Annotated in this window: 15 protein-coding genes; 5 read left to right on the top strand and 10 right to left on the bottom strand. The window is 77.1% G+C overall.

Annotated features, from left to right (window positions below; all coding sequences use genetic code 11):
* The first annotated feature begins 1 nt into the window (after nt 1).
* A complete protein-coding gene (locus tag ACI8AR_RS06425; RefSeq protein WP_457050246.1) occupies nt 2-649 on the top strand; it encodes a TetR/AcrR family transcriptional regulator in 648 nt (215 codons plus the stop codon).
* Between the two features lie 3 nt (nt 650-652).
* Here ACI8AR_RS06425 and ACI8AR_RS06420 read toward each other — a convergent pair whose 3' ends face one another.
* The 7 genes from ACI8AR_RS06420 to ACI8AR_RS06390 are packed head-to-tail and all read right to left on the bottom strand — an operon-like array spanning nt 653 to nt 10,334.
* Nucleotides 653-1,423: an enoyl-CoA hydratase-related protein gene (locus tag ACI8AR_RS06420; protein ID WP_457050245.1), complete on the bottom strand. Its 771-nt coding sequence runs from the start codon at nt 1,421-1,423 to the stop codon at nt 653-655.
* Nucleotides 1,416-3,014 (bottom strand): class I adenylate-forming enzyme family protein, encoded by a 1,599-nt coding sequence (locus ACI8AR_RS06415; protein WP_457050244.1) that lies wholly within the window; start codon nt 3,012-3,014, stop codon nt 1,416-1,418. The genes ACI8AR_RS06420 and ACI8AR_RS06415 overlap by 8 nt, the downstream gene beginning before the upstream one ends.
* Nucleotides 3,004-5,043, bottom strand: a complete 2,040-nt coding sequence (locus ACI8AR_RS06410; RefSeq protein ID WP_457050243.1) for an ATP-binding protein — start codon at nt 5,041-5,043, stop codon at nt 3,004-3,006. Before ACI8AR_RS06410 ends, ACI8AR_RS06415 begins: the two co-directional genes overlap by 11 nt.
* Complete coding sequence (locus tag ACI8AR_RS06405; protein WP_457050242.1) at nt 5,040-6,620, bottom strand: acyl-CoA carboxylase subunit beta; 1,581 nt, start codon at nt 6,618-6,620, stop codon at nt 5,040-5,042. The genes ACI8AR_RS06410 and ACI8AR_RS06405 overlap by 4 nt, the downstream gene beginning before the upstream one ends.
* Nucleotides 6,617-8,401, bottom strand: a complete 1,785-nt coding sequence (locus ACI8AR_RS06400) for an acyclic terpene utilization AtuA family protein (RefSeq protein WP_457050241.1) — start codon at nt 8,399-8,401, stop codon at nt 6,617-6,619. Before ACI8AR_RS06400 ends, ACI8AR_RS06405 begins: the two co-directional genes overlap by 4 nt.
* Nucleotides 8,398-9,192, bottom strand: a complete 795-nt coding sequence (locus ACI8AR_RS06395) for a TIGR03084 family metal-binding protein (RefSeq protein WP_457050240.1) — start codon at nt 9,190-9,192, stop codon at nt 8,398-8,400. Before ACI8AR_RS06395 ends, ACI8AR_RS06400 begins: the two co-directional genes overlap by 4 nt.
* Nucleotides 9,189-10,334, bottom strand: a complete 1,146-nt coding sequence (locus ACI8AR_RS06390) for an acyl-CoA dehydrogenase family protein (protein ID WP_457050239.1) — start codon at nt 10,332-10,334, stop codon at nt 9,189-9,191. The genes ACI8AR_RS06395 and ACI8AR_RS06390 overlap by 4 nt, the downstream gene beginning before the upstream one ends.
* Before the next feature lie 103 nt (nt 10,335-10,437).
* Here ACI8AR_RS06390 and ACI8AR_RS06385 point away from each other — a divergent pair, with 103 nt between their 5' ends.
* The 4 genes from ACI8AR_RS06385 to ACI8AR_RS06370 all read left to right on the top strand — a co-directional run bounded on the left by ACI8AR_RS06385 (nt 10,438) and on the right by ACI8AR_RS06370 (nt 14,201).
* Nucleotides 10,438-11,460 carry an LLM class F420-dependent oxidoreductase gene (locus ACI8AR_RS06385; RefSeq protein WP_457050238.1) on the top strand — a complete coding sequence of 341 codons (1,023 nt, stop codon included), beginning with the start codon at nt 10,438-10,440 and terminating at the stop codon, nt 11,458-11,460.
* A 36-nt stretch (nt 11,461-11,496) separates the two neighbouring features.
* Nucleotides 11,497-12,348 (top strand): patatin-like phospholipase family protein, encoded by an 852-nt coding sequence (locus ACI8AR_RS06380; protein WP_457050237.1) that lies wholly within the window; start codon nt 11,497-11,499, stop codon nt 12,346-12,348.
* Nucleotide 12,349: 1 nt separating this feature from the next.
* Entirely contained in the window at nt 12,350-13,378 is a 1,029-nt protein-coding gene (locus ACI8AR_RS06375; RefSeq protein ID WP_457050236.1) for a lysophospholipid acyltransferase family protein, read from the top strand.
* A gap of 67 nt (nt 13,379-13,445) precedes the next feature.
* A complete protein-coding gene (locus tag ACI8AR_RS06370; protein ID WP_457050235.1) occupies nt 13,446-14,201 on the top strand; it encodes an alpha/beta fold hydrolase in 756 nt (251 codons plus the stop codon).
* A gap of 24 nt (nt 14,202-14,225) precedes the next feature.
* Here ACI8AR_RS06370 and ACI8AR_RS06365 read toward each other — a convergent pair whose 3' ends face one another.
* From ACI8AR_RS06365 to ACI8AR_RS06355, 3 genes are all read right to left on the bottom strand, one after another.
* Nucleotides 14,226-14,963, bottom strand: a complete 738-nt coding sequence (locus ACI8AR_RS06365; protein WP_457050234.1) for a ferredoxin reductase — start codon at nt 14,961-14,963, stop codon at nt 14,226-14,228.
* The gene (locus tag ACI8AR_RS06360) at nt 14,933-15,541 is read right to left on the bottom strand and encodes a molybdopterin-dependent oxidoreductase (protein ID WP_456935301.1); all 609 of its coding nucleotides are present in this window, start codon (nt 15,539-15,541) and stop codon (nt 14,933-14,935) included. The genes ACI8AR_RS06365 and ACI8AR_RS06360 overlap by 31 nt, the downstream gene beginning before the upstream one ends.
* A gap of 71 nt (nt 15,542-15,612) precedes the next feature.
* Nucleotides 15,613-18,387 (bottom strand): AAA family ATPase, encoded by a 2,775-nt coding sequence (locus ACI8AR_RS06355; RefSeq protein WP_457050233.1) that lies wholly within the window; start codon nt 18,385-18,387, stop codon nt 15,613-15,615.
* Between the last annotated feature and the right edge of the window lie 50 nt (nt 18,388-18,437).

Raw genomic sequence — 18,437 nt, 5'->3', positions numbered from 1 at the left:
GATGACCGGCACGCAGGCCGGCGCGGGGCAGGACCAGCTCCCCGTGACGGACCGGGGACGGCGCACCCGGGCCGCGTTGCTGCAGGCAGGCCGGGAGCTGTTCGAGGAGCGCGGGTTCGCCGACGTCCGGATCGACGCGGTGTCCGAGCGGGCGGGCGTCTCGCACGGCACCTTCTACACCTGGTTCGACTCCAAGGAGTCGCTGCTGCGGGCGATCGTCGCGGTCGTGGTGGAGGACCTGTTCACCGCCACCGCGGTGGGCCCGCGGCTGCCGGCCGACGCCCCGTACGAGCGGATCGAGGCGGCCAACCGGCTGTACCTGACCGCGGTCACCCGGCACGCCCGGATCCTGCGCGTCCTCGACTCGCTGGCCGACACCCGCGAGGAGTTCCGGCGGCTGCGGGTCGACGTCCGGGAGACCTTCGTGCGGCGCGGCATGGAGGGCCTGGAGCGGCTGCAGGAGCTGGGCCTGGCCGACGCCTCGCTGCCGCCGCGCGCCACGGCCAGCGCGCTCGGCGCGATGGTCGAGTCGTTCGCGCACCTGTGGCAGGACCCGGTGGAGGACCTCGACGAGGACGCCGCCGTCGAGGTGCTCACCCGGCTGTGGGCCGGCGCCATCGGCCTGCCCCGCTCGGCCTGGCCCGCCTGACCTCTACGTCCCTGCCGCCCAGGAGGGGCGGCGCTTCTCCAGCAGCGCGGCGATGCCCTCGCGCGCCTCGGCCGAGCCGAACCGCTCCGCCGACAGCGCGGCCATCCGGTCGAGGTCCTCCTGCAGGCCGGCGCCGGGCAGCTCGCGCAGCAGCCGCTTGGTGATGGCGAGCGCCTCGGGGGCGCCGAGTGCCAGCTGCGCCACCAGGGCGTCCACCGTGGCGTCGAGCTCGCCGTCGGCCACCGCGCGGTCGAGCAGGCCGGCCTCGCGGGCGCGGGCGCCGTCGAAGGGCTCGCCGGTGAGGAACAGCTCGCGCGCCGCCCGCGGGTCCATCCGGCGCAGGCAGGGGACGGCGATGACCGCCGGCGCGACCCCGATGCGGACCTCGCTGAAGCCGAACATCGCCCCGGTGAGGCCCACGGCGAGGTCGCAGGCCGCGATCAGCCCGAGGCCCCCGGCGCGGGCGGCGCCGTTGACCCGCGCCACCACGGGCTTCGGCCCCTCCATCAGCAGGGTGAGGACCTCCGGCAGGCCGACCGGCCCGGGACCGCCGCTGGCGCGCTGCTCCTTGAGGTCGGCGCCGGAGCAGAACACCGGACCGGCGCCGGTCAGCACGAGCACCCGCACCGCGTCGTCGGCGAGGGCCTCCTGCAGCGCGGCGTGCAGCTGCTCGAGCAGGGCGCGGGACAGCGCGTTGCGGTTGGGCGGGGAGTCCAGCGTCACCACCGCCGCCGGCCCGCGGCGGGCGACGGTGACCAGGGGCGCGTCAGCCACGGAACTCGTCGCGCAGCTCGTGCTTCTGGATCTTGCCGGTGGCGGTCTTCGGCAGCCCGGTGCGGACCTCGATCCGCTTGGGCACCTGGAAGCCGGCCAGGTGCGCCCGGCAGTGGGCGAGCAGCCGTTCCGCCAGCGCGGCGGGGTCGGCGTCCGGGTCGGCCGGCACGACGACGCCGGTGACCGCCTCGCCCCAGCGGTCGTCCGGGACGCCGATCACCGCGGCCTCGACGATCTCCGGGGACGCCAGCAGCACCCGCTCCACCTCGACGGAGGAGACGTTCTCCCCGCCGGTCTTGACCATGTCCTTGACCCGGTCGGTGAACCACACGACGCCCTCCTCGTCGAGGTGGCCGACGTCGCCGGAGTGGAACCAGCCGTGCGCGAACGCGGCGGTGTTGGCCGCCGGGTTGTTCCAGTACCCGCTCATCACGTGCGGGCCGCGGTAGACGATCTCCCCGGTCTCACCCGGCGGCAGCAGCCGGCCGGCCGGGTCCATGACCCGGGTGTCGACGGTGACCGTCGACGGCCCCCACGACGCCGCCTTCGTCTCCTGGTGCGACGGCCACTGGAACACCGTCGCCGGCACGCACTCGGTCTGCCCCGAGCCCAGCAGCACCCTCGCGTTCGGGAACGCGGCGGCGATCGCGGTGATCCGCTCCTGCGGCATCGGGGCCATCGCGTAGATGCACAGCTGCACCGACGACAGGTCCCGCGTCCGGATGCCCGGGGCGGCGAGCAGCGCGGCGTACATCATCGGCAGCAGCATCAGGTGGGTCGCGCGGCGGCGCTCGACCACCTCGAGGAAGGCCTCGGGGTCGAAGCCGCCGGGCAGGACCGCGGTGCCGCCGGTGAGCAGGACCGGCAGCAGCAGGGTGTCCAGCGCGGTGGTGTGGAACAGCGGCAGCACGATCGGCAGGACGGAGAACTCGTCGCCGCGCCGGTGGCCGACCTGCAGCGCGTTGCTCAACACGCCGACGTGCACCGCCAGGTGGCTGGTCAGCACGCCCTTGGGCCGCGCGGTGGTGCCCGAGGTGTACAGGCAGTGCACGGTGTCGCGGTCGTCGACGAGCACCTGCACCGGCGTCGGGTCGGCGGCGACGTCGTCCCAGCGCAGCACGTCCCGCCCGGCGACCTGCGCCGGGGCGTCCCCGGTGACGACGACCCGGGTGACCGCGGGCAGCCCGGGCAGCACGGCCTCGAGCAGCGGCAGGAACACCGGATCGGCGACGACGGTCTCCGTGCCGGAGTCGGCGAGGATCCACCCGACGTCCTCCGGCGCCAGCATCAGGTTGACCGGCAGCGCGACCAGCCCGGCCTTGGCGCAGCCGAAGAAGCTCGCTGCGAACCGCCACGAGTTGCCGAGCAGGAAGGCGACCGGCTCCTGGGGGCCCACGCCGGCGTCGAGCAGGCCGCGGCCGAACGCCTCGGCGGCGGCGTCGAGGCGGGCGTAGGTGACCTCCTCCTCGCCGTCGACGACCGCGGTGCGGGCGGCGAACAGCTGCGCGGAGCGGGTCAGCATGTCGCCGACCGAGAACCGGGTGGCGAGGTTCAGCTCCAGGGGGTCGATCCCGGACAGGTCAGGACGCACTGCGGTCTCCTCCGCTCTCGGGGGCTGTCGGGGTGACGACCGCGAGCACCGCGCCCGTCTCCACCTGCGCGCCCACGTCGGCGTGCAGGGAGGTGACCACCCCGTCGGCCGGTGCGACCACGGGGTGCTCCATCTTCATGGCCTCGAGGACCAGCACCAGCTGCCCGGCGCGGACCTCGTCGCCCTCGGCGACGGCCACCCGCGTCACCGCGCCGGGCATGCCGGCGGTGAGCGAGCCGGGCGCCACCGCGGCGGACGGCTCGGGGAACCGCGGCAGCTCGGTGAGCGTGGTGGCGCCGTCCGGGCCGTCGACGAAGCTGCGGTCGCCGTCGACGTGCACCTCGTAGGTGCCGCGCAGCCCGCCGGTCTCGACGGCGAGCCGGACCCGGCCGGGCCCGGTCACCTCCGTGCCGAGGACGACGAGGTCCACCGGTTCGCCGTCGACGTCGGCGGTGACGCCGTCGCGGTGGAGCCGGTAGTGCACGGTGCCGGCGTCGAAGGCGGTGGTCTGCGGCACCGTCGGGTTGTTGCGCCAGCCCGAGGGCAGGCCGGCCAGCACCGGCGCGGCCGCCCGCCGCAGTGCCGCCCCCGCGAGTGCGGCGGCGACGGCGTGCACGCGGCGGCCGGCGTCGTCGACCAGCGGTGCGGCGAGGACGTCGAGGCCGTGCCGGTCGAGGAAGCCGGTGTCGGTCTCCCCGGCGAGGAAGGCCCCCGACCGCAGCACCCGCACGAGCAGGTCGCGGTTGGTGGTCAGCCCGTGCAGCCGGGCCCGGGCGAGCGCGCCGGCCAGCGCCAGCGCCGCCGAGGTGCGGTCCGGCGCCCAGGCGACGACCTTGGCGAGCATCGGGTCGTAGTGCACGCCGACCTCGTCGCCCGTCCGGAAGCCGCTGTCCAGCCGGATGCCCGGCCCGGTCGGCGTGCGGAACTCCGCGTCGGCGGCGAGCGCGAACTCCGCCAGCCGGCCCGACTGCGGCAGCCAGTCGCGCGCCGGGTCCTCGGCGTACAGGCGCACCTCGATCGCGGCGCCGGACAGCGTGGGGGAGACCGCCTCCGGGGGCAGCGGGCGGCCGGCGGCGACGTCGAACTGCAGCCGGACCAGGTCCAGGCCGGTGACCGCCTCGGTGACCGGGTGCTCGACCTGCAGCCGGGTGTTCATCTCGAGGAACCAGAAGTCGCCGCCCTCGTCGAGCAGGAACTCCACCGTGCCCGCGCCGACGTAGCCGATCGCCCGCGCGGCGGCCACCGCGGCGTCCTGCAGCCGCTGCCGCAGCGCCGGCCCGACGGCGGGGCTGGGCGCCTCCTCGACCACCTTCTGGTGCCGGCGCTGGATGGAGCACTCCCGCTCGAACAGCGCCACCGTGGTGCCGTGCCGGTCGCCGAACACCTGCACCTCGACGTGCCGCGGCCGCTCGACCAGCCGCTCGAGGAACACCGTGCCGTCGCCGAACGCCGACGCCGCCTCCCGGCCGGCGCCCTCCACCGCCTCGGCGAGCTCCGCGGGCCCGCGGACGGTGCGCATGCCGCGCCCGCCGCCGCCGAAGGACGCCTTCACCAGCAGCGGGTAGCCGACCTCCCCGGCGGCCTTCTCCAGGGTGTCGCCGGACAGGCCGGTGGCGTCGACGCTCGGCAGCACCGGCACCCCGGCCCGGCCCATGAGCTCCTTGGCGGCGAGCTTGCTGCCCATCGCCTCCACGGCGCCGGGGTCCGGCCCGACGAACACCAGCCCGGCGTCCTGCACCGCCCGGGCGAAGTCCGCGTTCTCGGAGAGGAAGCCGTAGCCGGGGTGCACGCAGTCCGCGCCGGCGCGCAGCGCCGCGGCCACCACGAGGTCGGCGCGCAGGTAGGTCTCGGCGGGCGTGTTCCCGGGCAGCCGCACCGCGACGTCGGCCTCGGCCACGAACGGCGCCCCGGCGTCGGCGTCGGAGTGGACGGCGACCGTGCGCAGGCCCATCGCCCGGGCGGTGCGGAACACGCGCCGGGCGATCTCGCCGCGGTTGGCGACCAGCACGCTGGTGAGGGGGCGGCTCACAGCCGGAACACCCCCCATCCGTCGTGCAGTCCTCTCACCGGGGCGTTGTGGACGGCCGAGAGGGCGAGGCCGAGGACGGTGCGGGTGTCGCGGGGGTCGATGATCCCGTCGTCGTAGAGCCGGCCGGAGAGGAACAGCGCCAGCGACTCGGCCTCGATCTGCTGCTCCACCGCCGCGCGCATCGCGGCCGCGGCCTCCTCGTCGTAGTCGCGGCCGCGGGCCCGGGCGCTGGCCCGGCCGACGATGTCGAGCACGCCGGCCAGCTGCGCCGGGCCCATGACCGCGCTCTTGGCGTTCGGCCAGGTGAACAGGAAGCGGGGCTCGTAGGCCCGGCCGCACATGCCGTAGTTGCCGGCGCCGTAGGACGCGCCGATGTTGACGGTGAGGTGCGGGACGGTGCTGTTGGAGACCGCGTTGATCATCTGTGAGCCGGCCTTGATGATCCCGTCCTGCTCGTACTCGGTGCCGACCATGTAGCCGGTGGTGTTCTGCAGGAACAGCAGCGGGGTGTCGGTCTGGTTGGCCAGCTGGATGAACTGCGCGGCCTTCTCGGCGTCCTGCCGGAACAGCACGCCGCGGGCGTTGGCCAGCACGCCGACCGGGTAGCCGTGGATGCTCGCCCACCCGGTGACCAGCGAGGTGCCGTAGAGCGGCTTGTGCTCGTCGAACCGGCTGCCGTCGACGACGCGGGCGAGGACGTCGCGCGGGTCCAGCGGCTGCCGGAGGTCGGCGGGGGCGAGGTCGAGCAGCTCCTCGGGGTCGTGCAGCGGCGGGTCGGCCGGTCGGGAGGGGCCGGGGCCGTGCTTGCGCCAGTTGAGGTTCCGCACGATCCGCCGGCCGATCCGGATGGCGTCGACCTCGTCGACGGCGAGGTGGTCGGCGCTGCCGGAGACCCGGGCGTGCATCGCCGCGCCGCCGAGGGACTCCTCGTCGGCCTCCTCGCCGGTGGCCATCTTGACCAGCGGCGGCCCGGCGAGGAACACCTTGCTGCGGTCCTCGATCATCACGACGTGGTCGCTCATCCCGGGCACGTACGCGCCGCCGGCGGTGCTGTTGCCGAAGACCAGCGCGACGGTCGGGATGCCCGCGGCCGACAGGCGGGTGAGGTCGCGGAAGCCGCGGCCGCCGGGGATGAAGATCTCCGACTGGGTGGGCAGGTCGGCGCCGCCGGACTCCACCAGGCTGACGAACGGCAGCCGGTTGGTGCGCGCGATGTCGTGCGCCCGGGCGGACTTGCGCAGCGTGTACGGGTTGGACGTGCCACCGCGGACGGTCGGGTCGTTGGCCGACACCACGACCTCGACGCCCTCGACGACGCCGATGCCGGTGACCGTGCTCGCCCCGACCGGGAAGTCGGTGCCCCACGCGGCGTAGGGGGACAGCTCCAGGAACGGGCTGTCGCGGTCCAGCAGCAGCTCGATCCGCTCGCGGGCGGTGAGCTTGCCGCGCTGCCGGTGCCGGGCCAGCGCCTTCTCGCCGCCGCCGGCGGTGGCCAGGCGGAGCTGCTCCTCCAGCTCGGCCAGCCGCTCGAGCATCGCGGCGCGGTTGCCTGCGGCGCGCTCGTCCAGGACCGTCATCCGTCTCCCTCCGGGGGCAGCAGGCGCTCGGGGACGTCGACCACGCGGGAGCGCAGCCACTCGCCCACGGCCTTGGCCTGCGGGTCGAACCGGGTCCCCGCGGCGACGCCGTCGCCGAGCAGCCCGGGCAGCTGGAACAGCAGCGCCCGCAGCCCGGGCAGCAGCTCGCGGGTGACCGGCAGCGCGGCGGCCTCGGGCAGCAGCGCGCGCAGCCGGTCGGACGTGAGGAAGCCGGCCAGCCAGGCGAAGCCGTCGTCGTCGCGGGCCCAGACGCCGAGGGTGGCCGCGCCGCCCTTGTCGCCGCTGCGCGCGCCGGCGACCCGGCCCAGCGGCACCCGGCGGGTCGGGCCGTCGTCGGTCCAGGCGGGCGGTCCGGCCGGCTCCGGGACGTCGGCGGCCGCCGCGGCGGGGACGGCCGACGGCAGCGTCTCGGTGGTGCCGTCGGGCAGCCCCACCACCTGCGGGACCTCGCCGGCGGGCACCCAGGCGGCGGAGTAGACGCCGTACGGGGACGGGCTCGGCGGCGCCGAGGTGGCGTGGAAGCCGGGGATGCTGGCCAGGCCCAGCTCGATGACGGGCACGGTGAACGCCTTGCCGACGCGGCGGCGGTCGCGGTCCTTGACCGTGACGTGCAGCAGCGCCGCGGCCTCCTCCTGCACGCCGGCGTCGGGGGAGTCGGTGCGGGCCAGGGTGACGGTGACGTCCTCGATGCCCTCGAGCGCCGGGGCGAGCTGGCGGCGCAGCAGCTCCGCCTTGCGCTCGACCTCCAGGCCGGTCAGCGGCAGCGTCATCGCGTTGCGGAAGCCGCCGAGCCGGTTGACCGCGACCTTGAGCACCCCCTCCGGCGGCAGCCCGCGCGCGCCGGAGACCTCCACCCGGTCGGGGCCGGCCTGCCGCAGCCGCAGCGTGTCGAAGCGGGTGACGACGTCGGGCCCGCCGTAGCGGCTGCCGGTGAGCTCGTACAGGAGCTGCTCGGTGACCGTCCCGACCGTCACCGCGCCGCCGGTGCCGGGGTGCTTGGTGATCACGGACGTGCCGTCGGCGGCGATCTCGGCGAGCGGGAAGCCGACGTGGTCGAGTGCGGCGGGGTCGGCGTCGAGCAGCTCGGCGAAGAAGCTGTAGTTGCCACCCGTTGCCTGCGCGCCGCACTCGAGCACGTGCCCGGCCACGGTGGCGCCGGCCAGCGCGTCGAGGTCGGCGGTGGCCCAGCCGTCGCCGCCCCAGCCGTGGTGCCAGGCGGCCGGCCCGACGACGAGGCTCGCGTCGGTCACCCGGCCGGTGACGACGACGTCGGCGCCGGCCTGCAGCGCCCGCACGATGCCGCGGCAGCCGAGGTAGGCGTTGGCGGTGAGCGCGTCGTCGACGTCGCGGGCGCCGGGCGGGCGGTCGCCGGCGCGCAGCCGGCCGCGCAGCTCGCCGAGGCGGGGGAGCAGGTCGTCCCCGCTCACGGTCGCGACCCGCACCGGGAGCCCGAGCCGCTCCCCGAGCGCCGTGACCGCGGCGGCCAGGCCCTGCGGGTTGAGCCCGCCGGCGTTGGCGACGATCCGGACGCCGCGCTCCAGCGCGGTGCCCAGGCACTCCTCCAGCTGGGACAGGAAGCTGCGCGCCCAGCCCGCCGCGGGGTCCTCGGCCTTCTGCCGGCCGAGGATGAGCATGGTCAGCTCGGCCAGGTAGTCGCCGGTGAGGACGTCGACCTGCCCGCCGTCGAGCACCTCCCGCATCGCCGCGTGCCGGTCGCCGTAGAAGCCTGACACGTTGGCCACCCGCAGCGGCGCCGTCACCGCAGCGGCTCCCGCCCGGCGCCGGGCGGGCCGGCGAAGGCCTGCGCGATGCCCGCCCACTCCTGCGCCGCCGGCCCGGTGACCTCGAGGCCCAGGTCGTCGCGGTGCCGGCGCTGGGTGACCAGCAGGCAGAAGTCCAGCGCGGTCCCGCGGACGACGTCGGCGGCGTCGTCGGGCCCCCAGGTCCACGCCTCGCCGCCGGGGCCGGTCAGCTCGACCCGCACCGGGCGGTCGGGCACCGGCAGGCCGCGGACGGCGTAGGCGAACGGCCGGGCGCGCACGCCGATCTCGGCCACCGACCGCAGCCGGGCGGTCGGCGCGCGGTCCTGCCCGAGGGCGTCGACGACGTCCTGCCCGTGCGCCCAGGTCTCCATCAGCCGGGCGGTGACGAACGACGCCGGGCTCATCGGCGGCCCGAACCACGGCACCCGCACGCCGGGGTCGGCCGCGCGCAGGGCGCGGGCGAGCGCCGCCCGGCCGGACCGCCAGGCGGCCAGCACGTCGGCCGGGGCATCGGCGCGGCCCTCACGGGTCAGCCGCTCCACGTAGTCGCCCGCGCCCTCCCCGAGTCCGGCCACCAGCGCGCGGAAGCCGTCCGGGTCGGTGACGGCGAGCAGCGCGTCCCGGTCGAAGAACCGCAGGTGGTTGACGGTGTCGCGGACGTCCCAGCCGGCCGCGGGGGTGGGGGTGGACCAGGCGGCGTCGTCGAGCGGGGCGACGCGCGCGTCGAGGTCGGCGGACTCCGCCTCGAGGTCGTCGACCAGCGCCTGCAGCAGCGGGGCGCCGCTCACGCGTCGAACCCGTCCATCCGGGCGAGCACCTGCAGCATGACCTCGTCGGCGCCGCCGCCGATCGAGGCCAATCGGCTGTCCCGGAAGAACCGGGAGGTCCAGGTCTCCTCCATGTAGCCCATGCCGCCGTGGAACTGCAGGCACGCGTCGGCCACCTCGCGCAGCAGCCGGCCGGCGGTCAGCTTGGCGACCGTGGCCGCCCGGGTGGTGTCCTCGCCGTCCACGTACGCCTGCGCGCACGCGTAGTTGTGCGACTGCAGCAGGTCGACCTGCGCCGAGAGCTCGGTCAGCCGGAAGACGACGTACTGGTTGGCCGCGAGCGGCCGGCCGAACGCCTGCCGCTGCCGGAGGTACTCGCGGGTGCGCTCCAGCGCGTGCCGGCAGCTGCCCACCGCGCCGTAGGCGGCGAACATCCGCTCGACGACGAACTGCGCCATCTGCTGCTGGAAGCCGCGGCCGACGGTGCCGATGGTGTTCGACACCGGCACCCGCACGTCGTCGAAGAACAGCTCGGCGGTGTCGGAGGAGCGGTTGCCGAGCTTGTCCAGCTTCCGGGAGACGGAGAACCCCGGGGTGTCGGTGGGGACGACGATCTGGCTCATCCCGCGGTAGCCGCCCTCGTCGGAGGTGCGGGCCAGCAGGCACAGCCAGTCGGCCTGGGTGCCGTTGGTGATGTAGAGCTTGCTGCCGTTGATCACCCACTCGTCGCCGTCCTGCACCGCGCGGGTGCGCAGCCCGGCGACGTCGGAGCCGGCGCCGGGCTCGGTGACGGCGATCGAGCAGACCGCGGTGCCGCGGATGGCCGGCTCCAGGTAGCGGCGCTTGAGCTCGTCGCTGCCGAACTCGTGCAGCGACGGCGTGGCCATCATCGTCTGCACGCCGATCGCCATCGGGACGCCGGCGCAGCCGGACCGGTGCAGCTCCTCGCAGAGGATGACGCTGAACAGGTGGTCGGCGCCCTGCCCGCCGTACTCGGGGTCGTACTCCAGGCCCAGCAGGCCGAGCTCGCCCAGCTTGGGGAACAGCTCGTGCGCCGGGAAGGTGCCGGCCCGCTCCCACTCGTCGACGTGCGGGGCGATCTCCCGCTCGACGACGTCGCGCACCGTCTTCCGGAACGCGGTGTGCTCGCTGGTGAAGCGCATGGGGACCCCCGGCGGAGGCGGCGCGGCGCGGGCCGCGGCCGGACTTGACGTTGACGTCAGGTCTATCAGGATGGTGTGACCTGCACAACGATCGGAGGGCGCCGTGAGGCTGGGGCTGTCGCTGGGCTACTGGGGCGCCGGCCCGCCGCCGGGTCAGGCGGAACTGGTCGCGCTCGCCGAGGACCTCGGCTTCGACTCGGTGTGGACGGCGGAGGCCTACGGGTCCGACGCGCTCACCCCGCTGGCGTGGCTGGGCAGCCGGACGACCCGGCTGCGGCTGGGCACCGGGGTCGTCCAGATGTCCGCGCGCACGCCGACCGCCACCGCCATGGCCGCGCTGACGCTGGACCACCTCTCCGGCGGCCGCTTCGTGCTCGGTCTGGGCGTCTCCGGCCCCCAGGTGGTCGAGGGCTGGTACGGCCAGCCCTATCCGCGGCCGCTGGCCCGGACCCGCGAGTACGTGGCGGTGCTGCGGCAGGCCTTCGCCCGCGAGGTGGTCCGCCTCGACGGCGAGCAGGTCCGCATCCCGTTCCCCGGCGGCACCGGCCTGGGCAAGGCGCTGCGGCCGACCGTCCACCCGCTGCGGGCCGACCTCCCGGTGCTGCTCGCCGCGGAGGGCCCGAAGAACGTCGCGCTGGCCGCGGAGGTCGCCGACGGCTGGATCCCGCTGTTCTACTCACCGCACGACGACGCGCACTACCGCGCGGCGCTCGCCGAGGGCTTCGCCCGGCCGGGTGCCCGGCGCACCGCGGACGACTTCGAGGTGGCCTGCACGGTGCCGGTGGAGGTCGACGACGACGTCGACGCCGCGGCCGACCGGGTGCGCCCGATGCTCGCCCTCTACGTCGGCGGGATGGGCGCGCGCGGGGTGAACTTCCACTACGAGGTCTTCGCCCGGATGGGGTTCGAGGCCGAGTGCGCCCGCATCCAGGAGCTCTACCTGTCCGGCGCGAAGGCCGAGGCGGTCGCGGCCGTGCCGCTGGCGATGGTCGAGAAGGTGGCCCTCGTCGGGCCGCGCGCCAAGATCGCCGACGACCTCGCGGCGTGGGAGGCGTCGCTGGTGACCACGATGCTGGTCTCCGGGTCGCCGGGGACGCTGCGGACGATGGCCGAGCTGGCCGGCTGAGTGGCGGTCCGCCGTCCGGGTGCCACGATGCGGGGCGTGGCAGCGACCGGCGGCACCGCGTTCGTCCTCGGCGGCGGGGGAGTGCTCGGCGCGGCCGAGGTCGGCATGCTGCAGGCGCTGCTCGAGCGCGGCGTCCGGCCCGACCTGGTCGTGGGCACCTCGGTGGGCGCGATCAACGGCGCGGTCGTCGCCGCCGACCCGACGCCGGCCGCGGTGGACCGGCTGCGCGCGGTCTGGCAGGAGCTGGCCTCCCGGCGGGTGTTCGCCGGGTCGGTGCTCGGCCGGGTCGGCACGCTGGTCCGGACCCGAACGCACCTGCACCCGCGCGAACCGCTGCGCGAGATGCTCGAGGACGCCCTGCCGGTCCGGACGTTCGGGGAGCTGCGCGTCCCGTTCCAGTGCGTGGCGGCGAGCATCGAGCGGGCGGCCGAGCACTGGTTCACCGACGGCGACCTGGTCGACGCGGTGCTCGCCTCCTGCGCCGTCCCCGGGCTGCTGCCGCCGGTGGAGATCGACGGCGAGCACTACCTCGACGGCGGCCTGGTGCACAGCATCCCGGTCGGCCGCGCGGTGGCGCTGGGCGCCGCGACCGTCCACGTGCTGCACGTCGGGCGGATCGACCGGCCGCTGTCCCCGCCGTCCCGGCCGTGGGAGGTCGCCACGGTCGCCTTCGAGATCGCCCGCCGGCACCGGTTCACCGCCGACCTCGCCTCGCTGCCGGAGGGGGTCACCGTGCACGTGCTGCCCGCCGGGGACCCGGACCCGCCGGGGGCGGCCAACCTGCGCTACCGCGACTTCTCCGGCGTGCCGGCCCGCATCGAGCGGGCCCGCGCCGCGGCGGGGGAGTACCTGGACCGGGTCGCCGCCGGCCGGGGCGGGGTGGTCTGAGGTGCTGCCCCCGCGCCACGTCCGCCGGGTCGCCGGCCCCCTGCTGGTCGGGGTGCTCGCGGTCGCCGTCCTGCTGCTGCCGGTGCTCGTCGTCGCGGCGGTGCTCGTCTCGTTCTTCCTGCCCGGGCGGCTGCGCGCGCTGCGGCTGCTGTGCTTCGGGCTGGTCTACCTCGGCCTGGAGGTGGCCGGGCTGGCCGCCGCGGCGGTGCTGTGGGTGGCGAGCGGCTTCGGCCGCCGGCTGGACTCCCCGCGCTCCCGGGCGGCGCACTACACGGTGCTGCGGGTGCTGCTCGACGTCCTCATGCGGTCCGCGCAGCGGCTGTTCGCGCTGCGGCTGGTCACCGACGGCGACTCGTGGTCGCCGCTGGACGACGGCGTGCCCGGCTCGACCAACGCGATGGTGGTGCTCTCCCGGCACGCCGGCCCCGGCGACTCGTTCCTGCTGGTGCACACGCTGATGAACCGCGACCACCTGCGCCAGCCGCGGATCGTGCTCAAGGACGTGCTGCAGCTGGACCCGCTGGTCGACGTCTACCTCAACCGGCTGCCCAACTCCTTCGTCTCCGGCGACCCGGCGGCCGGGCGGAGCCCGGAGGAGGCCATCGCCGACCTCGCCCGCGACCTCGGCGAGGAGGACGCGCTGCTGATCTTCCCCGAGGGCGCGAACTACACCCCGCGGCGCAAGGTGCGGGCGCTCCAGCGGCTGCGCGAGCGCGGGCTGCTGGCGGCGGTGCGGCGGGCCGAGGCGATGCGCAACGTGCTGCCCCCGCGCCCGGGCGGCGTCGTCGCGGCGCTGCAGGCCGCCCCCCACGCCGACGTCGTCCTCGTCGCGCACACCGGGCTGGAGCACCTGAGCACGGTGCGGGACGTGTGGCGGGGGCTGCCCATCGACAAGACGCTGCACCTGCGGTGGTGGTTCATCCCGGCCGCGGAGGTGCCGCGCGGCGAGGCGGAGCTGACCGACTGGCTCTACCGCTGGTGGGAGACCATCGACGACTGGATCAGCACGACCTCGGCGACGGTCAGATGACCGATGCCCCGCCGGGCGCGGGGCAACGAGCGTGGAGGGCGGAGCCCGCACTCCCGAGGAGGTCGTCGTGACCGGTGCCCCTCCCGTCCCCACCGTCGTGCTGGTGCACGGCGCGTTCGCCGACAGCTCCGGGTGGAACGGCGTGATCGCGCGCCTGTTCGCGGCCGGCGTCCGCGCGCAGGCGGTGCCCAACCCCCTGCGCGGGATCCCCGCAGACACCGAGTACGTCGCCGCCGCGCTGGAGCAGGTCCCGGGCCCGGTGCTCGCCGTCGGGCACTCCTACGGGGGCGCGGTCGTCACCAACGCCGCCGCCCGCGCCGGCAACGTCGTCGGCCTCGTCTACGTCGCGGGGTTCGCGCCCGACGAGGGCGAGCTCCTCGCCGACGTCGAGGGCGGGTCGGTCGACAGCGTCCTGATGACCGCCCTCGAGGAGCGCTCCTACCCGACCCCGGAGGGGCCGCAGACCGAGTGGGCGATCCGCGCCGACCGCTTCCACGAGGCCTTCGCCGCGGACCTGCCCTCCCAGATGACCGCCGTCATGGCCGCGACCCAGCGCCCGGTGTCGGTGCTCGGCTTCACCGTGCCGAGCGGCACCCCCGCCTGGCGCACCCTGCCGTCGTGGGCCGTCATCCCGACCGGCGACCGGGCCGCCGGCACCGACGTGCTGCGCGCCATGGCCCGGCGGGCCGGCGCGGACGTCGTCGAGACCGAGGGCTCGCACGCGATCATGATCTCGCAGCCCCAGGTGGTGGCCGACGTGATCCTGCGGGCACTGGACAGCCTCGCCCGCGGCGTCCCGACGCCGGTCCCGGCCGGTGTCTGACCGCGGCGGCCGGCTCCCCGCCGGTCAGCCGCCGAACCGCTCGAGCCGGATCGCGGACGGGTCGTGGCCGAGGTCGACCAGCGCCGTGGCGACGTCCTCGACGAAGTACGTCGGGCCGCAGACGAACGTGCGCGGCCGCTCCTCCGGGCCGAACGCCCGCTCCGCCAGCAGCGCGCGGTCGACCCGGCCGGTCGGGCCCGTCCACCCCGCCGGCGCGGCGCGGGTCAGGGTCACCGTGGTCTCCGGCCCGAGCGACCCGCGGCCGAGGAGGTCGTCGGCGCTGCGCGCGGAGTACAGGAGGCGGACCGGCGTCGTCCCGCCGGTGCGGCGCCGGTGCTCGAGCATCGACAGGAACGGCGCGACGCCCGCGCCCCCGGCCACCAGCTGCACCGGCCGGCGCTCGCCGCGCGCGGAGTCCGCGCGCGCCGACCACACGAAGTACCCGCCGATGGGGCCGCGCAGCTCCAGCACGTCGCCCGCGCGCAGCTCGTCGGTCAGGTAGGGGGACACCTCGCCGTCGGGCAGCCGCTCCACGAGCAGGGAGACCTCCTGCTCCTCGGGTGCGGAGGCGATCGAGTAGCTGCGCTGCACCGTGTAGCCGTCCTCCGCAGTGAGGCGGAGGTCGACGTGCTGGCCCGGGAGGTGCCCGGTCCAGCCGGGCACCTCGAAGGACAGCCGCCGCACCCGGGCCGTCTCGGCGACGCCGCCGGTCAGCGTCGCCGGCAGCCAGGTCAGTCGCCGCTGTACCGCTGTTCCAGCCACGGGTCACCGCGGTCGTGGTAGCCGAACGTCTCCCAGAAGCCGGGCTCGTCGACCCGGCTCAGCGCGAACCCGCGCAACCACTTGGCGCTCTTCCAGAAGTACAGGTGGGGCACCAGCAGCCGGGCCGGGCCGCCGTGCTCCGGGGGCAGCGGCTCGCCCTCGTAGGTGTCGACCACCCAGGCCCGGCCGCCGGTGACGTCGGCGAGCGGCAGGTTCGTCGTGTACCCGCCGTCGCAGAACGCCAGCACGAACGCGGCCGCCGGCGGCAGGTCGGCCAGCAGCGTGTCGACGGCGACGCCCTCCCACCGGGTGCCGAACTTCGACCACTTGGTGACGCAGTGGATGTCGACCGAGACCGACTCGCGCGGCAGCGCCCGGAACTCCTCCCAGGTCCACCGGCGCACGCCGTCGACCTCGCCCTGGACGGTGAGGTCCCACTCGGCCAGGGGCGTGCGCGGGGTCGGCCCGGCCGAGAGCACGGGGAAGGCGTCGCCGACGTCGTACTGCCCGGGGGGCAGCCGGTCGGTCGGGGTCGCGGCCGAGGCGCGGTGGCCGAACCCGCGGGAGATCAGGGACATGGCGGCTCCTCCCGACGACGTCCCGACTGTGCCGGGGCGGCCGCCCGGCGGCATCGGTCGATCGACCGCCGTCACCGCTCGGACGGCGGGCGCGGGGTCGGCACCCCGGCCAGCGCGTCGCGCAGCGCGGCGCGGGCGGTGACGCCGAGCTTGGGGAACGCGCGGTAGAGGTGCGCTCCCACGGTGCGCGGGGAGAGGAACAGGCGGTTGCCGATCTGCTTGTTCGACAGCCCGGACGCGGCGAGCATCGCGATCTCGTACTCCTGCGCGGTCAGCGACGCCGGGCGCCGCCCGTCGTCCGTCCGGCGCGCGGACGGCCCGGTGGCCCGCAGCTCCGCCGCCGCGCGCGCCGCCCACGGGGCCGCGCCGAGCCGCTCGAGGACCTCCAGCGCCGCGGCCAACTGCCCGCGGGCGGCGCCGGTCGCCCGCGCCCGGCGCAGGTGCTCCCCGTAGGCGAGCCGCACCCGGGCGAGCGCGAACGGGTGCTCCTGCGCCCCGGGGACGGCGAGGGCGGCCTCGAAGCACCCCGGCGCCTCCTCCTCCGGCGCGACCAGCGCGGCCGCCCCGGCCAGCAGCAGCGCGGGCCCCGGCGCCGCGCCGGAGACGGGCGCGCGCCGCAGGGCGGCGACGTGGGCGGCGGCCTCGGCCCGCCGGCCGGTCCGCACCGCCGCCTCGACCACGTCCAGCGCGGCGGGCAGCGCGACCGGCGCGTGCGGCGCGAGCCGGCCGGCCGGCCCCATCGCGGCGAGGTGGCGGGCGGCGTCGTCGTGCTCGCCGCGGCCGAGGGCGGCCAGGCCGCGGGCGTGGGCGGCGAGGTGCGCGGCGAGCCCGGCCCCGTGCGCGGCCGCCGCCGCGGCCAGGTCGCCGGTGCGGGACCGGACGGCCTCCTCGTCGCCGCGCGCGGCCGCGAGCAGGGCGAGGACGTGGACGGCGGGCAGGGCGAGCAGCCGGTACCCCAGCTCCCCGGCCTCGCGGACCGCCTCCGCGGCGCCGCCCGCGGCCTCGTCCCAGCGGCCGGCCGCGAGCGCGTCCTGCGCCAGCAGCACCCGGGCGCCGAGGACGGCGGCGCGGCTCCGGCCTCCCGCGGCCACGACCCGCTGGAGGGCCGGGCGGCAGGCGGCGAGCCGGCCCGCGGGCGCGGCGGCGGCCGCGACCCGGACGACGGAGGCCGGGTCGGCGTCGGTCTGGACCGCGGTCAGCAGGTCCCCGAGCCGGTCGAGGTCCGCGCGGGTGGCCCGGGCGGGGTCCGCGACCGTGCGGGCAGCCACCGACAGCAGGGGCGGGACGTCGGTCCCCAGCCGGGCGAGGGCGTCGTCGAACGGGTGCCAGAGGTCCTCGCGCCCGGCGAGGTGGCAGGCGAGCAGCAGGGCCGGGAGGGCGTCCGCGACGGCGGCCGCGCCGGCTCCCTCGTCGAGCGCGGCGTCGACGGCGCGGGCGAGCACGAGGTGCGCGGTGCCGACGTCGCCCGCGGCGTGCAGCAGGTGCGCGCCGGCGGCCGCGGCGACCGCCGGGGAGCGGCCGGCGCGCGGGTCGGCGGCCCGCGCCCGCGCGAGCAGCCCCGGCACGGACGGCAGGTCGCCGGTGGTGTCCACCGTCGCGGCGGCGGCGGCGGCCAGCCGGCGGGCGCGGGCGGGCCCGGGCGGGGTGAGGTCCGCGGCCCGGAGCAGCAGGGCGACCGCGCCGGTCCCGTCCCCGCGCTGCCGCGCCCGGCCGGCCGCCCGCTCGAGCAGGCCGGCCGCCTCCCCGTCCGGCCCGATCGCGGCCCGCGCCAGGTGCCCGGCGCAGCGCTCCGGGTCCCCGGCCAGCGCCCGCGCCAGCGCGGCGTGCGCCCGCCGCCGGTCGCCGCTGGTCGCGAGCTCCACGGCGGCCGCGCCGGTGAGCGGGTGCCGCAGCGCCACGCGTCCGGCGGCCAGGTCGACGCGGACCAGCCGCGCGCGCTCGGCCGGGGCGAGGTCGTCCAGCCAGCCGTCGTCGCGGTCCCGGCCACCGGCCAGGGCGGCCGCGCGGAGCGCGCGGAGGTCCCCGGTGCCCTCCAGCGCGGCCAGCAGGAGCAGCGCGCGGGTGGGGGCCGGCAGCGCGCCGACCGGCCGGGCGAAGGCGGCGTGCAGCGGCGTCCCGGGCGGGAGGGGCACCGGCCCGCCGTCGTGGCCGGCCAGTACGGCGGGCAGCTCCACCAGCGCCAGCGGGTTTCCCCGCGCCGCGTCGAGGACCCGCCGGCGCACGTCGCGGGCCAGCCCGGGGGCGCGGGTGCGCAGCAGCTCCGCCGACGCGGCGTCGTCGAGCGGGCCGAGTTCCAGGCGGGGCAGCCCGGCGTCCAGCAGCAGCGAGCCGCCGCCGGTGCGTGCGCTGGCCAGGACGCCGCAGCGGCGGCCGGCGAGCCGGCGGGCGACGAGGCCGAGCACCCGCGCGCTGGACCCGTCCAGCTCCGGCAGGTCGTCGACGACCAGGAGGACGGGCCGCCCCCGGGCCGCGCGGTCGAGCAGGGCCAGGACCGCGGTCGCCACCGCCAGCGGGCCGGGCGGCCCCGGCCGGGCGCCGAGGGCGGCGGCCAGGGCGGTGCCGGGCGGGCCCTCGGGCCCGTCGAGCAGCGGCAGGAGGAGCTGGGACAGGCCGGCGGAGCCGACCTCGGTCTCGGACCCCACCCCCGCGGCGCGCAGCACCAGCGCCCCGGCCGCGGCCGCCGTCCCCGCCGCCGCGTCGAGCACCGCGGTCCTCCCGACGCCGGGGTCGCCGGTCACCACCAGCGCGTCGCCCCGGGAGGCGGCCCGGTCGAGGAACGCCCGGACGGCGCCGCCCTCGGCGTCCCGGCCGACCAGCCCGGTCCCTCCGGTCGTGGTGTCGTCCACGGGGGCCTCCCTCGACTCACCGCCCGGACGGTCGCTCGCCCCGTGGAGGT

The sequence above is a fragment of the Geodermatophilus sp. SYSU D01036 genome, assembly GCF_054050435.1.
The sequence above is the reverse complement of the archived record's forward strand: the minus strand, read 5'-3'. Positions and strand labels throughout refer to the sequence as shown.